Below are 15,289 nucleotides of genomic sequence, written 5' to 3' on the forward strand. Positions count from 1 at the left end.
TCAATTGAGTAGATTATTTAAAAAAATACTTTTATTTGTTCTTTTTACTTTTACAGTAAACTTAATTTCTTACGCGCAAACTACCCAAAGTAACGATTCTACAACTGTAAAAAAAGACACTACAAAGTTACAATATAGCTTTAAGCATAATCAAAGAGGGGCTTTATTCTTAGACAATTTAGCAAAAAAAGTTGTTGTTTTTGACAAGGCACTAAACAAGTATGTAATTGTAGAAAAAATTGGGACTTACCAAATTAAAACACCTATTTATCTAACACCACAAGAATACCAGGCATATCGATTAAAAAGAGATATATTAGAGTATTTTAAAGCTAAGGTGAGCGCAACAAACAGTAAGAAAAAAGGTGCTGCTGCAGCTCAAAAAGATTTACTACCAACCTATTATGTAAACTCCGATTTTTTCCAATCTATTTTTGGAGGAAATACAGTAAAAGTTACACCGGCAGGTAGCCTAAATTTAAAACTAGGTTTTATCTATCAAAACACAGATAACCCACAAATTACCGAAGAAAATAGAAGTAGTTTTACTTTTGATTTTGACCAACAAATAAATGCAAGTATAAAAGCTAAAGTTGGAGAACGATTAGAGTTTACGGCAAATTATGATACACAAGCTTCGTTTGACTTTCAAAATGTAGTAAAAATAGATTATACACCAACAGAAGATGATATTTTACAAGGAATTGAAGCAGGTAATGTTTCTATGCCTATTAAAAATTCTTTGATAAACGGTGCGCAAAGTTTATTTGGTGTTAAAACCCAATTAAAATTTGGAAACACTAATGTAACAGCTGTTTTTTCTCAACAAAATTCAGAAAGCAAAACAGTGGTTTCAGAAGCTGGTGCTTCAATTCAATCTTTTGAATTAAAAACAACAGATTATGACAACGATAGGCACTTTTTCTTATCACAGTATTTTATAGACAACTACGCCAACTCACTAAAAAGTTACCCTTTAATCAATAGTCAAATAAACATTACAAGAATAGAGGTTTGGGTTACCAATAGAAACGCAAATACAGAAGACTTTAGAAGTATTGTTGCGCTTGCAGATCTTGGTGAGTCAGAAAGTAGTGTTTTAGTAAATCAAACAGGTTCAGTGCAACCAACAAGTCCTCCTGTAGTTTCTGGTGGAAATTTACCCGCAAACGAATCTAATAATTTATCTGCTTTATTAGCACCCAATAGCGGAATAAGAGATATTTCTACAGTAGATGCAACTTTGCAGCCTTATATGATGCAACAAGGAACAGATTATTCTGTACTACAAAATGCTAGAAAATTAAATGCAAATGAATATAAAATAAACGCTCAATTAGGTTTTATTTCTTTAAATAGAAGATTGAATGATGGTGAAGTTTTAGCAGTTGCTTATGAGTATACCGTTGCAGGAAACATAATGGGTAGCACCAAAAAATCTTTTAAAGTTGGTGAGTTTTCAAATGATGGAATTCAAGCTCCAGAAAACTTAGCTGTAAAGTTACTGCGTTCAGAAATTTTACAAACAAAAAGAGATGATGGAACGGGTGGAGAAGAATCTTTTCCTACATGGCGATTAATGATGAAAAACGTTTATGCATTAGGTGCTTTTCCATTAACACAAGATGGTTTTCGTTTTGAAATTCAATACCGAGATGATGCGACCGGAATTGCATCTAACACATTACAAAATGCTAATTCTACCGGAATTTCTAACCTCCCTTTAATTCAAGTTTTAAAATTAGATCAATTAGATCAAAGTCAGTTTAGAGATCCAGATGGATTTTTTGATTACGTAGAAGGAATTACTGTAAACTCTGAAAACGGGTTTGTTATTTTTCCAGAACCAGAACCTTTTGGAAATGATTTGATAAAAAATCCTAGTATAACAAATGATGTTGGTTTAGAAACACAATCAGACATAGATGCCTATGTATTTGAAGAACTTTATTTAAATACAAAAACCAACGTAAAAAACAACTATCAAAATAAAGACAAGTATTTCTTAAAAGGATATTTTAAATCAGAAAATTCAGGAGGAATTCCTATCGGGGCATTTAATGTTCCTAGAGGGTCAGTAAGAGTTACTGCTGGTGGAAGACAACTAGTAGAAGGGGTAGATTTTGTTGTAGATTATTTAGCAGGTAGAGTACAAATTATTGATCCAGGTTTACAAGCTTCTGGAACACCAATAAGTGTATCAACAGAAAATAATGCGGTTTTTAATCAACAAAGAAAAACCTTTATGGGGGTAGATGTTGAGCATAAGTTTTCCGAAAATTTTATTGTAGGAGCCACAATTTTAAATGTAAACGAAAGACCAATTACACCAAAAGTAAATTTTGGAGCAGAACCAATAGATAATACCATGTTTGGACTAAATATAGATTACTCTACAGAGGTTCCGTATTTTACCAAATTGGCAAATAAATTACCTTTTGTAGATACAGATGCTCCATCAAATTTATCAGTTAGAGCTGATATGGCATATTTACTTCCAGGAACACCAAGCGGAATAGATGTAGCAGGTGCTGCAACTTCTTATATTGATGATTTTGAAGCATCACAAATCCCTATAAGTTTGCTTTCTCCTTTAGATTGGCACGAAGCAAGTACACCAAGATTTTTCCCAGGTTTTAATGGTGATCAAGATGATTTATCATACAATTATAAAAGAGGAAAATTAGCTTGGTATAGCATTGACCAAATTTTTTACGGTGTTGGTAGTACTCCAAGTAGCATAGATGCTGATGAACTTTCTAGAGCAGAAACAAGACAAATTAACTTTAGAGAGTTATTTCCTAACCTAGAATTAGACATTACTCAGAACTCGCTTATAAGAACTTTAGATTTGGCTTATTTCCCAGAAGAAAGGGGTTCGTATAACTTTAATCAAAATGCCAGTATTATAGACGGAAGAGTAAAATTACCAAACCCAGAAACAAACTGGGGAGGAATTATGCGTGCTTTAACAACCAATAATTTTGATCAAGCCAATGTAGAGTACATCCAGTTTTGGGTAATGGATCCTTATGAAAATTATTCGATTACCACAGAAGAAGGTTTACCTCAGGGAATGAACCCTAACAACCCTTCAAATCAAGTAGGAGATTTATATATTAATTTAGGTAATGTTTCTGAAGATATTTTAAAAGACAATCGTAAAATGTACGAAAATGGATTGCCAGAACTAGGTGGCAGTCAAAATACAATAACTACAAATTGGGGAAAAGTTCCTACAAACCCATCTATTATTTACGCATTTGCAGAAGATGATGCAGCAAGAACAAATCAAGATGTTGGTTTTGATGGCTTAAATGATGATGAGGAAAAAAGTCTTGCAGGAATTGGTAATTATGCAACTCTATTAGATCCCGCAGCAGATAATTTTCAATTCTTTAGAGGAAGTCAATTAGATGCTATAGATGCGTCTATTATTACTAGATATAAAGACTTTAACAACCCTCAAGGAAACTCGCCAACATTAAATCAATCTACAGAGTCTTATCCAACATCATCTACAACCTATCCAGATGTAGAAGACATCAACAAAGACCAAACAATGAATACCGTAGAAAGTTATTACGAGTATAAAGTTTCTATGAATAAAGCAGATTTGGTAAAAGGCCAAAACTTTATTGTTGATGAAAAAACGACCACTGTAACACTTGAAAACGGAAGTCAACAACAAACAAAATGGTATCAATTTAGAGTTCCTGTTAGAAGTGGAACACCTATAAACGGAATTTCTGATTTTAATAGCATTCGTTTTATCAGAATGTTTTTAACTAATTTTAAAATGCCTGTAGTAGTTAGGTTTGGAGAATTAGATTTAGTTCGTGGAGATTGGAGACGTTATGTAAAAACTTTAGATCCTACTATAACACCAGAAATAGATTTAACACAAACAGAATTAGAAAACTTTGAAGTAGGTGTTGTTAGTATAGAAGAAAATGAAGGGAGTTATATACAACCACCTGGAATAGAAAGAGAGCGTTTACAAGGAAGTACAACAGTACAATTACAAAATGAACAATCTTTAACTTTAAAAGTAAAAAACTTATCACCTGATAAAATTAGAGCTGTTTACAAAAATATTAGTGTAGATTTAAGACGATTTAAAAACTTAAAAATGTTTATGCATTTGCAAGAAAACCAAGGTGGTGGTGTTTTAAATGATAATGATTTTTCTGCAATTATAAGATTAGGGACAGATTTAGATGAAAATTTTTATCAAATAGAAATCCCTCTAAAAGTTTCTACAAGTAGTACTACTGCTTTAGATATTTGGCCAGAAGCAAACAACCTAGATGCTTTTTTAGAAACATTTGGAAAAGTAAAATTAGAAAGAGATGCTATTGGAGCACCCATAAATAACATTTATACTTCAACAACTCAAGATGCAAACCTACCCTACACAATAAGTGTAAAAGGGAGTCCTACATTAGCAGAATTAAAAACCATTATGTTAGGAGTAAAAAACACTAGTACTTCGCCAAAAAGTGGAGAAATTTGGTTTAATGAATTACGTTCTGCAGGTTTTGATAATAAAGGGGGTTGGGCTGCCGTTGTAAATGCAGATGCAAATTTTGCTGATATTGCCAATATTTCTCTCTCTGGTAGAATGCAAACTGTTGGTTTTGGAAATGTAGAAGATAGGGTTGGTCAGCGAAGTTTAGACGAAACCAAACAATATGATGTAGCTACAAGCATCAACTTAGGAAAAGTATTAACTCCTAAAAAATGGGGAATTCAATTGCCTATGAGTTATAGTATTGGAGAAACTTTTATCGATCCAAAATTTGATCCTCAATATCAAGATGTTAAATTAGAGGATGCTCTAGATCAAAACCCTAATAGCGAATTTTCTAGAGACTATACCAAACGAACAAGTATTAGCTTTAATAATGTAAAAAAGAACAGAAATCCAAACTCTACTAAAAAACCAAAATTTTATGATGTAGAAAACGTATCTGTTTCTTATGCTCATAATAAAGAGTTTCATCGAGATTATAATATTAAAAAGTATATTAATGAAAACGTTACAGCCTCTGCAACCTATAACTTTTCTTTTAATTCAGAATTCATAGAACCTTTTAAGAATTCTAAAAAACTAAAAAATAAATATTGGAAATTAATTAAAGATTTCAACTTTAATCCGATACCTAAAACATTAGCTATTAACTCTAGAATTAATAGAAGTTATAACGAACAACAATCTAGAAATTTAGTTGCAGGACTATCACCTCAACCAGAATTAAAACAACGTAGATTTTTATTTGATTGGGATTACACAATTGGTTTCGATTTAACCAAATCACTTCAATTAAACTTTAACGCCACCAATAGTCATATTTACGATGCATTTGATAGCGGAGAGGAATTGGAAGTTTTTGATAATTTCTTTAATACAGGAAGACCAAATCAATACCATCAAAAACTTAATACAACCTATAAATTACCTATCGATAAACTTCCTTATTTAAATTTTATAAAAGCAGATTATGCTTATACAGCAGATTTTGATTGGCAAGTATCTTCACAAGACCAAACGGTTGTAGAACAAATTGGAAATGTTATTCAGAATTCTAATACACACAATATAAATACAACTATTTCTTTTGATAAATTCTATAAAAGTTTAGGATTAGAAAAATTATTACTTACAAAATCAAAACGAAAAGCAGCTAAAAAATTAAAAGGACCTAGCTTACCAAGAGCTCCTAGGAAAGTTAATACGAAAACAAAATTATCACTAGGGAAAAAAATATTAAAAGGTGTTTATGATGTTGTAACTTCCGTTAAACAAGGTAAAATAAGTTATTCAGAAAACAACGGCCAGTTCTTACCTGGATATACTGAAGATATTGGTTTCTTAGGAGGCTCACCAACAGCATTCGCTTTTGGTAGTCAAGTAGATATTAGAAACAAAGCCTTAGAAAACGGTTGGTTAATAAACCCAAGAGACCCAATAAACAGTGAGTACTATAACAAAACATATAGTAAAACTCACTACAACAAACTAGATTATACATTTACTGTAAAACCTTTTAAAGATTTAAATATTGATATAAGAGGAAATAAAATTAAAACAAGTGACTTACAGCAACAATTAGACATCATTGATGATGGCACACCAAATGGTGCAATAGATTATGGTATAGATCCTTTTAAAACAGGAAACTTTAGCACCAGTTATTCTATGATTTCTACTTCTTTTTCTGATGGAGACGAGTTGTTTCAAAAAATGAAAGATTACAGAAGTATTATTTCTAATAGATTAGCAACAGAAAACTCAGTACCAGTTTCTGGTTTTGGAGAAAACAGCCAACAAGTTTTATTACCGGCATTTCTAGCCGCATATTCTGGTAGTAATCCAAATAAAGTAAGTACTGGTTTATTTAAAAATATCCCTATTCCAAACTGGACTTTACGCTATAATGGATTAATGAAGTTTAAATTTTTCAAAAAGAACTTCAGTAACTTTGTTGTCTCACACGGATATAGATCATCTTATACTGTATCTAGTTTTACTAATAATTTGCAGCACGATACAAATAACCCGTTTTCAACAACAAATGTAGCAGGTAATTATGAACCAGAATTATTAGTTTCTGCCGTTACTTTAGTAGATGAATTTTCTCCTTTAATAAAAGTAGATTTTAAAATGAAAAGTAGTTTTTCTTTTAGAGGAGAAATTAAAAGAGACAGAACTCTTACAATGAATTTTAACAATAGTACACTAACAGATATTAAAGGAACAGAATATGTTTTTGGTTTAGGCTATGTGTTTAAAGATGTAAAAATGAACACCCGTTTTACCGGAAAAAAACAAACTTTAAAGGGAGATATTAACTTAAGAGCAGATGTTTCTTTAAGAGACAACCTTACACAAATTAGATATGTAGATGAAGATAATAACCAAATTAGTGGTGGTCAAAAATTATTTTCTATAAAATTTACAGCAGATTATAGATTAAATAGTAATTTAACCGCGTCGTTTTATTACAATCATCAAACGTCTAAATATGCTATTTCTACCACGTTCCCAAGACAATCAATAAATGGTGGATTTAACATAGTTTACAATTTAGGAGGAAATTAAAAATAACACATAAAATTATTAAAAAATGAACATTCCATCAAATTTAAAATACACGAAAGATCACGAGTGGGTTAAAGTTGAAGACAACGTTGCTACTGTAGGAATTACAGATTTTGCACAAGGTGAATTAGGAGACATCGTATATGTAGATGTAGATACTCTTGATGACACGGTAGAAGAAGGAGAAGTTTTTGGTTCTGTAGAAGCTGTAAAAACAGTTTCAGATTTATTTATGCCTTTAACAGGAGAGGTAACAGAATTTAACGAAGAGCTAGAAGATGAACCAGAATTAGTAAATACAGATCCTTATGGAAAAGGATGGATGATTAAAATAGCTATTTCGGATAGCTCACAAATAGACGGTTTATTAGATGCTGAAGCATATCAAAACCTTATTAAAGGGTAATATCTTCTTAATAGCAATTCTTATTACCATTAGTATTGCTTATTTAAGCTTAATGAAAATGCCCCAATATCAACCTACAATTAGTAATCTTGATAAATGGGAACATAGTTTTGCGTACTTTACTCTAAGTATTTCTTGGTTATTTGTATTTTACAAAAAACCACAAAAAAAATACCTTATTGTTTTGGTATGTATTATTTATGGCATAATTATTGAAATACTACAACAAACATTAACAGATTATAGAACAGGAGATTATTTAGATGTTTTAGCAAACTCATCTGGTGTACTCTTAGGATTATTGATTTTTAATCAAATTTTGAAAAAAAATCAACTTAATTAACAATAAGACTTGTGTATAACACAATAATTTAATTAAATTAGCGAACTATTAAAAACTCTTTACAATGGAAATAAAGAAAAATCCAAAATCTAACTTAGAAAACTATAGTAAGATTTTTATGCAAATTGGCCTAGTTTTGGCGTTATTTGTTACTTATGCTGCAATCGAAAAGAAAACCTATGATAGAACATACGGAGATCTTGGAACAGTAAACATGAATGCAGAAATGGAAGAAGACATTCCAATTACAGAAAGAGTAGAACCTGTAAAACCTAAAACACCACCACCACCAGCTCCAGAAAAAATTGAAATTGTTGAAGATGAAAAGGAGATTGAAGAGACTGTAATAGAATCTACAGAAACAGATGAAACTGTAGCGGTAGAAGTTGAGGAAATTGAAGAGGTTGAAGAAGTTGAAGAGGTTATAGAAGACGTAAGTTTTATGATTATTGAAGACGTACCTGTTTTTCCTGGATGTAAAGGAAATAAAGCAGAATTAAAAAAATGCTTTAGTAAAATGATTCAAAAACACTTCTTAAGAAAATTCGATGCAGAATTACCAAACGAATTAGGTTTATCTTCTGGTAAGAAAAAAGTTTACATCGGTTTTAAAATTGATAAAAACGGAAATGTTGTAAACATTAATGCTAGAGCACCTCACCCAAAAATTAAAAGTGAAGTTATTAAAGTAATGAAACAATTACCTAAAATGAAACCTGGTAAACAAAGAGGTAAACCAGTAGGTGTAAAATACAGCATTCCTTTTACTCTTATTGTAGAATAATTACAATAACATATAAAATAAAAAACCGATTAGAATTAAAATTCTAATCGGTTTTTTTATGATCCAAATTTAACTCACCTGGCAAATTACTACTATAACAAATACAAAACCTAACTTATATCCTTATCAGTACAAAACAGTACTCTAAATCACCTTAAAACAGGTCCCTTTTATAAAAGCACAACAGTTGGTAAAACTCAAGTTTTAAAACATCAAATTATAACAAACAAAAAAAGGCTCAATAAAATATTGAGCCTTTTTTAAATTCTATTTTAGAAAAATAACTATTTATTAGCTGCTACCTTAATTTCAGAAGATTTCCAAACATTTACATTAACAACAGCATTGTTTTGATAATTAATTTCTTTCAATGTTTCTTTAGACCAAACAAACCATTTACCAACTTTCTTACCATTATCATAATAAGCTATTTGTTTTTTATTTCCAGATTTATCGAAACGAACCCATTCGCCTGTAAGTTTTTTATCTTTAAAGTAACCTTGAGTTTTAATTGCGCCATTATCATAATAATAGGTTGCTTTTACCAAATCACCTTCCACACTATAGGTTGGCTGTTTATCTTGAGAGTATCCAACTGCTGTCAAGCAAAAGATACAAATTGCTAAAAAATTTTTCATGATTATATCAGTTTAAGTTTAACGTTCTTTTTACAAATATAAAAATTTTGTAACAATTTACAAACATTTTGGTAACATTAAATTAACATTGAGTACTTGATAGGGTTTCTTGATGAAAAACTCTATCTTTACAATCATATTAATAATAAAAGTATTATGGCAATCATAAAAGTTATTGAAGTATTGGCAAATTCTAGCAAAAGCTGGGAAGATGCAGCCAAAAAAGCAGTTAAACAAGCATCTAAATCCGTAAAAAACATCAAGTCGGTATTTGTTCAGTCACAGAGTGCTGTTGTAAATAATGATGAAATTACAGAGTTTAGAGTAAATTTAAAAATTACTTTTGAGGTAAAGTAAATTAAAAAACGAACCTTTTTATAAAGCGATTTAATTTTAGTATTAAATCGCTTTTTATGTCTTATTTAGAAAAATGAAAACAATACAAATAATAATAATAATTGGTTTGGTGGCGCTTATTCACATATACATTGTGTATTTAGAAATGGTTTTATGGACCACTAAAAAAGGAATAAAAACCTTTGGATTAAAAAACAAGGAGTTTGCAGAAGAAACAAAAGTAATGGCAGCAAACCAAGGCTTATACAATGGTTTCTTAGCGGCAGGCTTAATCTGGTCTTTAATTACAGATAAAACAGATGTATCTCTTTTCTTTTTAATCTGTGTTTTTGTTGCAGGTATCTACGGATCTTACTCTACCAATAAAAAAAGTATTTTATATGTACAATCAATTCCTGCTCTGCTTGGAATCTTATTTATAATATTGAATTAATAATAGTTCTTTGAATGTTTATCAACTATAAATAAACCATTATTTTTACAATTCAAAAAATCTAACAAAATGGAAGAATACATTAACAAAATTAAAATTCTACTTATAGAGTTTACACCAAACATTTTAACGGCATTAGCAATTCTAATTATTGGTTTATTTGTAATAAACCTAATGGTAAAAGCATCAAAAAAAATAATGCAAAAAAGTGGTTTAGATATAACCCTTCAAAAATTCTTAGGAAACTTACTTGGTTGGGGACTTAAAATTTTACTTTTTATTACCGTTATTTCTAAATTAGGAGTTACCACAACATCTTTTGCTGCGATATTTGCTGCAGCTGGTTTAGCAGTAGGATTAGCATTACAAGGATCTCTTGCTAATTTTGCAGGAGGGGTTTTAATTATGATTTTTAAACCATTTAAAATTGGAGATTTAATAGAAGCCCAAGGAGAAATAGGTGTTGTTAAAGAAATTGAAATCTTTACAACCAAACTTACTGGTCTATCTAATAAAGAAATTATAATCCCTAATGGGTCAATATCTAATGGAACTATTGTAAATTATACTACAGAAGGAACTCGAAGAGTAGATTTAACTTTTGGTGTTTCTTATGATGCAGATATCAAACAAACAAAAGAGGTATTAATGAGTGTTTTAACTTCTCATCCAAAAGTATTAAAAGATCCAGCTCCTGCAATTACAGTTTCTGAATTAGCAGATAGTTCTGTAAACTTTGCTGTAAGACCTTGGTGTAAAACAGAAGATTATTGGACTGTGTATTTTGATGTTACAGAAAACACTAAAATAGCATTAGATAAAGCAGGAATAGAAATTCCTTATCCACATCAAGTAGAAATTAAAAGGTAGGTTTCTTTTTCTTTTCTGGAATCACAACAAAATCTTTCAAATAAAAAGGTTCAAAATAAGCGACATCTTCGATGTCGTTTTTTTTGTATTTATCAAAAGATAGTTTTGCCATTTCTTTTGCAGAAGGAAACTTATCATCAACAAAAACAGCATTTTTGTTTGTCAATATTTCTTTACACTTTTGAGAACCATCACCTAAAAAATATACTTTTCCTTTGGCTAATTCATCAGAAAAAGAATGCGCATCTATAATTTGTGCTTTAATATCTCTTATTTGTTTGTGGTTCTTATCAAAAACCACAGAATATACTTCCATTCTTCTAGCATCTAACATGGGTACAATCAAACCATCATCAATAGAAATTGAATGGGCTAAAGAAGATAATGTTTCAATGGAAATTAAAGGCTTGTTAAAGGCAAAACAAAGTCCTTTTGCAGCAGAAACTCCAATTCGAAGTCCTGTATATGAACCCGGACCTTTACTAACAGCTACAGCGTCTATTTCTTTGGTTGTAAGTTTTGCTTCTTTTAAAACATCAACAATAAAAGGATGCAATACTTCTGCATGAGAATAGTTACCGTTATTCAATTCTTTCATTGCTAAAATTTCACCGTTTTTTGCAATACTTACAGAACAATTTTTTGTTGCTGTTTCTATGTTAAGGATTATAGACAAGTTGTAATATTTTTATGACAAAGATAACTTTTACAAAAAAGAAAACCTCGTAAAAAATACGAGGTTTTAATATTATAAAAAAATGAGATTAATCTAAATTTAACTCTCCAGAATAAAACTGCAATACTTTGGTCTTAAAAACGTAATCGTATTTAGATCGAATAAGTGCAGCTTCGGCATTCACCAAACGAGTTCTTACTTGGTCAAAATCAAACAAGGTCATAGCTCCGTAATTATATCTTTCTTGAGCGTTTTTAAAAGCTTCTTTTTGTGCAATTAAAGAAATTTTTGAGGCTTCGTAAGATTTTAAAGCAGATTTAACATCTAAAAAAGCTTGCTCTATCGTTTGTTTTAAAGATAATTTTTCACTCTCTAATCTTGTTTCAGAAATCTGTTTATTTATTTTAGATTTTGCTACATTGTTTTTTGTCTGAAATCTATTAAAAATAGGAATGCTTACATTAAAACCAACTCCATAACCTAAATTATCATCTAATTGATTAAAAAAGGGTGTATCGGGACCTGTTTTTAAATTATATCCATAATTCGTTGACAATCCTGCAGATGCAGAAACAGATGGTAAAAAGTAGCTTTTAGAAATTTCGATATTTAAATCTGCATTTTCAATTGCTAATTTTGCTCTTTCTATTTCTGGCATTGTTTCTAAGGATTTCTGATAAACAACGTTAGAATTTTTATAGAATAAAGTTGCTGAAGGCGTACCAACTTCTATAGGAGCAATATCAAAACCTTCTACAGGTTCTTGAATTAACTGTGCCAAATTTAAAAGTGCAATGTCTAACGCATTTTCTTGCTGAATTACAGATTGTAAATTTGTAGCAGCTGTAGATTCTGTATTTAATAATTCTCCTTTAGGAACAACTCCTGCTTCAAATCTTTTTTTCGCAGATTCTATTTGAGTTTTACTTATCTCGTACTGAATTTTTGCTGCATTTAAATTTTCTTTAGCAAATAAGACATTTAAATATCCATTTACCACAAAAAGAGAAATATCATTTTCTATCTTTTTTAAATCTAACATACTAGATTCTACTCCTAATTTTGCTTGCTTGTATGTATTTGTATTTCTAAAACCATTAAACACAGTATAACCCGCATTTAAACTTATAGATCCACCAAAAATACTTGTAGAAACTCTATTTTGTGAAACTGGATCAAATCCTGAACCAAAATTTAAGTTTCCTCCTGTAGAACCATTTAGGTTAGGTAAAAAATTCCCTTTTGCAATTTCTACATCTTTTTTTGCTAACTCTAAGCTTAATTTATTTTGTTGAATGGAAATGTTCTTTTTTAAGGCTTCGTCTACACATTCTCTAAGAGTCCACTCTTTTTGAGAAAAAGTAGCCATGGATGTTAAAAAAGCGACTAGAATAATAAGTTTGGTTTTCAAAACGTACTGATTTTTGTTAGTTTATTTTTTATCTCATTTTAAAAAAAGAATTATTATTCTTTTAATAGTTTTAATAAGACGACTAAAAGTAAAATATGTTACAAAACTTTACACTTATTAAACTGTTAAATTTTAGCTCTCTTCTTATATCTGTATATAGCAAAGAATAAAACAGCAATTAAAAGATAAGGAAACACCATTAAATAGGTAATTCCGTTATTTACTCCTTCTGCTATAGAAATGTCTCCGTTTTCTACAACCGCTTTACACATTGCACATTGAGAATATGTTGATTTTACAAATAAAACCATCAATACTAAAAATATAAAAACTTTTTTTTTAAACATAATATGGAGATATCATTATATAAACTATTACACCAGTAATTGCAACATACAGCCACAAAGGAAAGGTAAATTTTGCTATTTTTTTATGCTGTGGGAAATTACCCAATTTTGCTCTCATATAGGTTGTAAGTACAAATGGAATTACTACTATTGATAAAATAATGTGGGTAAATAAAATAAAATAATACACATACTTTATAGTTCCTTCTCCTTCAAACTTAGTTGAATCGGATGTCATATGGTATCCAATATATAAAAGTAAAAAGACCAAAGAACACCCAATTGCAAATGTATTTAGCTGCTCGTGTAATTTTTTATTTCCTTTTTTAATTGCAATTACTGCAAAAATTAAAACAATAGCTGTTAAACCATTTATAGAGGCATAAATTGGTGGTAAAAAAGTTAGGGGCTCTACATTAAAGCCTAAATTTTTTAAGTTAATTGTAAATAATGCGGCAACAGCAATAGGTATTAAAATTGACAGTACCGTAATTATTCTCTTATACTTCTTTTCTTTTGTTAAGTTACTCATTCAACAAAATTTTAATATCTTCTTTTAATTCTTTTATTTGATCTGAAAAACCTTGCTCTTCTAAAGCTCTGTAATACATTATTGGGTTTCCATAATCATCTTTTCTAGAACGTATATATCCGTTTTTATCTACCAAAGCAAACAAACCAGAATGCTCAAAACCTCCATGTTCTTCATCTCCTTTTCCTGCATATAGTTTAAATCCTTTATTAGCCAATGCATATACTACCTCATCACTTTTACCCGTTAAGAGGTGCCAGTTTTTATGGGTAATTCTATTTTTTTTAGCATATTCTTTTAATATTTCTGGCGTATCAATATCAGGAGTAATAGAGAATGAGGCAATTCCAAAATCAGATTCTGAAGAAAAATCATCTTGAATTGTAAGCATTTTTTTGTTCATTATAGGACAAATAGTTGGACAAGTAGAAAAGAAAAATTCTACTACATAAACCTTTCCTTTATAATCTTTATTAGAAATTGTTTCTCCATTTTGATCTGTAAACTCAAATTCCGGGACTTTATCAAAAGTAAATAAGGCATTATTTTTAACATAATCTTTATCTACTTTATTTAATCGATCTTCTTGAACAAGGTCGTTCTCTTTTGATCTTCTATCTAAGTTTCTAACAACATAAATTCCAAATAACAGTATTATAAATGTAATACCTACATATGAATATTTTTTTTTCATAATTCTATTTATTATCTATCGGCTTTGTTTTTATTTTTGTCTTTAAAAGCAGCATAATACTCATAGTAGAGCACTTTTACATCATCTTTTAATTTAGCATTTAATTCTGCAACAGATTTCACATTATAACCAAATAGTTTTCCATTAATAGTATCTTCATCTTTTTCTCTTCCTCTTAAGTTTCCGTTTTTATCTACTAAGAAAACGTTATTACTGTACAAATTAGTAAGTGAGTCTGGAGAATTAAAACTTGTATATAAAGAAGTAATTTCTTCTTGAGTTCCTTCAATAAAGTTCCATTTTACCATATCTGTAAAAGCACCTATTTCTTTTTTAAGTTCTTGTGCTTCTACTTCTTTTCCTTTAGGATAAATTGCAATAATTTGAAATTTTTTATACTCTATAAATTTCTTATAGATTTTCTCATTCAAATTAAAAAACCCTCCTTTATTTGCCTTTAAATCATTTCCTAAAAAACACACAATAGAAATATGACCTTTAAATGTTTTTGTAGAATCTATAGTAGAAATATCTATAACATTATTAGTAACAATAGGTAATTTTGTAAAATTATTTGTTCCTGTTGAGAGTAATAAAAAACAGATTAAGGGGAAAATAAAAAGTAAAAATAATACAACTCTTTTTTTAGATATTTTCATAATTACTTTATATAAAAAAAGGTGGTTAAAACCA

General features: G+C 29.7%; 14 protein-coding genes. 7 read left to right on the plus strand and 7 right to left on the minus strand.

The window, feature by feature from the left end; all coding sequences use genetic code 11:
• The first annotated feature begins 4 nt into the window (after positions 1-4).
• From sov to MC378_RS09225, 4 genes are all read left to right on the plus strand, one after another.
• Positions 5-7,105 carry a T9SS outer membrane translocon Sov/SprA gene (sov, locus tag MC378_RS09210; RefSeq protein WP_242178470.1) on the plus strand — a complete coding sequence of 2,367 codons (7,101 nt, stop codon included), beginning with the start codon at positions 5-7 and terminating at the stop codon, positions 7,103-7,105.
• 25 nt (positions 7,106-7,130) lie between these two features.
• Positions 7,131-7,511, plus strand: a complete 381-nt coding sequence (gene gcvH / locus MC378_RS09215; protein ID WP_242178471.1) for a glycine cleavage system protein GcvH — start codon at positions 7,131-7,133, stop codon at positions 7,509-7,511.
• On the plus strand, positions 7,477-7,854 hold the full coding sequence (locus MC378_RS09220) for a VanZ family protein (RefSeq protein ID WP_242178472.1): 378 nt from the start codon (positions 7,477-7,479) through the stop codon (positions 7,852-7,854). Before gcvH ends, MC378_RS09220 begins: the two co-directional genes overlap by 35 nt.
• 64 nt (positions 7,855-7,918) lie before the next feature.
• On the plus strand, positions 7,919-8,638 hold the full coding sequence (locus MC378_RS09225; protein WP_242178473.1) for an energy transducer TonB: 720 nt from the start codon (positions 7,919-7,921) through the stop codon (positions 8,636-8,638).
• A 284-nt stretch (positions 8,639-8,922) separates the two neighbouring features.
• On the opposite strand, the gene MC378_RS09230 is transcribed toward MC378_RS09225, so the two are convergent.
• Complete coding sequence (locus tag MC378_RS09230; protein ID WP_242178474.1) at positions 8,923-9,276, minus strand: toxin-antitoxin system YwqK family antitoxin; 354 nt, start codon at positions 9,274-9,276, stop codon at positions 8,923-8,925.
• A gap of 156 nt (positions 9,277-9,432) precedes the next feature.
• Here MC378_RS09230 and MC378_RS09235 point away from each other — a divergent pair, with 156 nt between their 5' ends.
• From MC378_RS09235 to MC378_RS09245, 3 genes are all read left to right on the plus strand, one after another.
• Complete coding sequence (locus MC378_RS09235; protein WP_242178647.1) at positions 9,433-9,633, plus strand: dodecin family protein; 201 nt, start codon at positions 9,433-9,435, stop codon at positions 9,631-9,633.
• 73 nt (positions 9,634-9,706) lie between these two features.
• Positions 9,707-10,066 carry a DUF1304 domain-containing protein gene (locus tag MC378_RS09240; RefSeq protein ID WP_242178475.1) on the plus strand — a complete coding sequence of 120 codons (360 nt, stop codon included), beginning with the start codon at positions 9,707-9,709 and terminating at the stop codon, positions 10,064-10,066.
• 69 nt (positions 10,067-10,135) lie between these two features.
• Positions 10,136-10,936 (plus strand): mechanosensitive ion channel family protein, encoded by an 801-nt coding sequence (locus tag MC378_RS09245; protein ID WP_242178476.1) that lies wholly within the window; start codon positions 10,136-10,138, stop codon positions 10,934-10,936.
• Here the strand turns inward: MC378_RS09245 and tsaB are convergent.
• The 6 genes from tsaB to MC378_RS09275 all read right to left on the minus strand — a co-directional run bounded on the left by tsaB (position 10,926) and on the right by MC378_RS09275 (position 15,255).
• Complete coding sequence (gene tsaB, locus MC378_RS09250) at positions 10,926-11,612, minus strand: tRNA (adenosine(37)-N6)-threonylcarbamoyltransferase complex dimerization subunit type 1 TsaB (protein ID WP_242178477.1); 687 nt, start codon at positions 11,610-11,612, stop codon at positions 10,926-10,928. The genes MC378_RS09245 and tsaB overlap by 11 nt on opposite strands.
• A gap of 88 nt (positions 11,613-11,700) precedes the next feature.
• Positions 11,701-13,023: a TolC family protein gene (locus MC378_RS09255; RefSeq protein WP_242178478.1), complete on the minus strand. Its 1,323-nt coding sequence runs from the start codon at positions 13,021-13,023 to the stop codon at positions 11,701-11,703.
• Between the two features lie 125 nt (positions 13,024-13,148).
• On the minus strand, positions 13,149-13,370 hold the full coding sequence (locus MC378_RS09260; RefSeq protein WP_242178479.1) for a hypothetical protein: 222 nt from the start codon (positions 13,368-13,370) through the stop codon (positions 13,149-13,151).
• Positions 13,363-13,902 (minus strand): DUF420 domain-containing protein, encoded by a 540-nt coding sequence (locus tag MC378_RS09265; RefSeq protein ID WP_242178480.1) that lies wholly within the window; start codon positions 13,900-13,902, stop codon positions 13,363-13,365. Before MC378_RS09265 ends, MC378_RS09260 begins: the two co-directional genes overlap by 8 nt.
• A complete protein-coding gene (locus tag MC378_RS09270; RefSeq protein WP_242178481.1) occupies positions 13,895-14,596 on the minus strand; it encodes an SCO family protein in 702 nt (233 codons plus the stop codon). The genes MC378_RS09265 and MC378_RS09270 overlap by 8 nt, the downstream gene beginning before the upstream one ends.
• Positions 14,597-14,607: 11 nt before the next feature.
• Positions 14,608-15,255: a hypothetical protein gene (locus MC378_RS09275; protein ID WP_242178482.1), complete on the minus strand. Its 648-nt coding sequence runs from the start codon at positions 15,253-15,255 to the stop codon at positions 14,608-14,610.
• Positions 15,256-15,289 lie beyond the last annotated feature (34 nt).

This window comes from Polaribacter marinus, assembly GCF_022662535.1.
Classification (GTDB): Bacteria; Bacteroidota; Bacteroidia; order Flavobacteriales; family Flavobacteriaceae; genus Polaribacter; species Polaribacter marinus.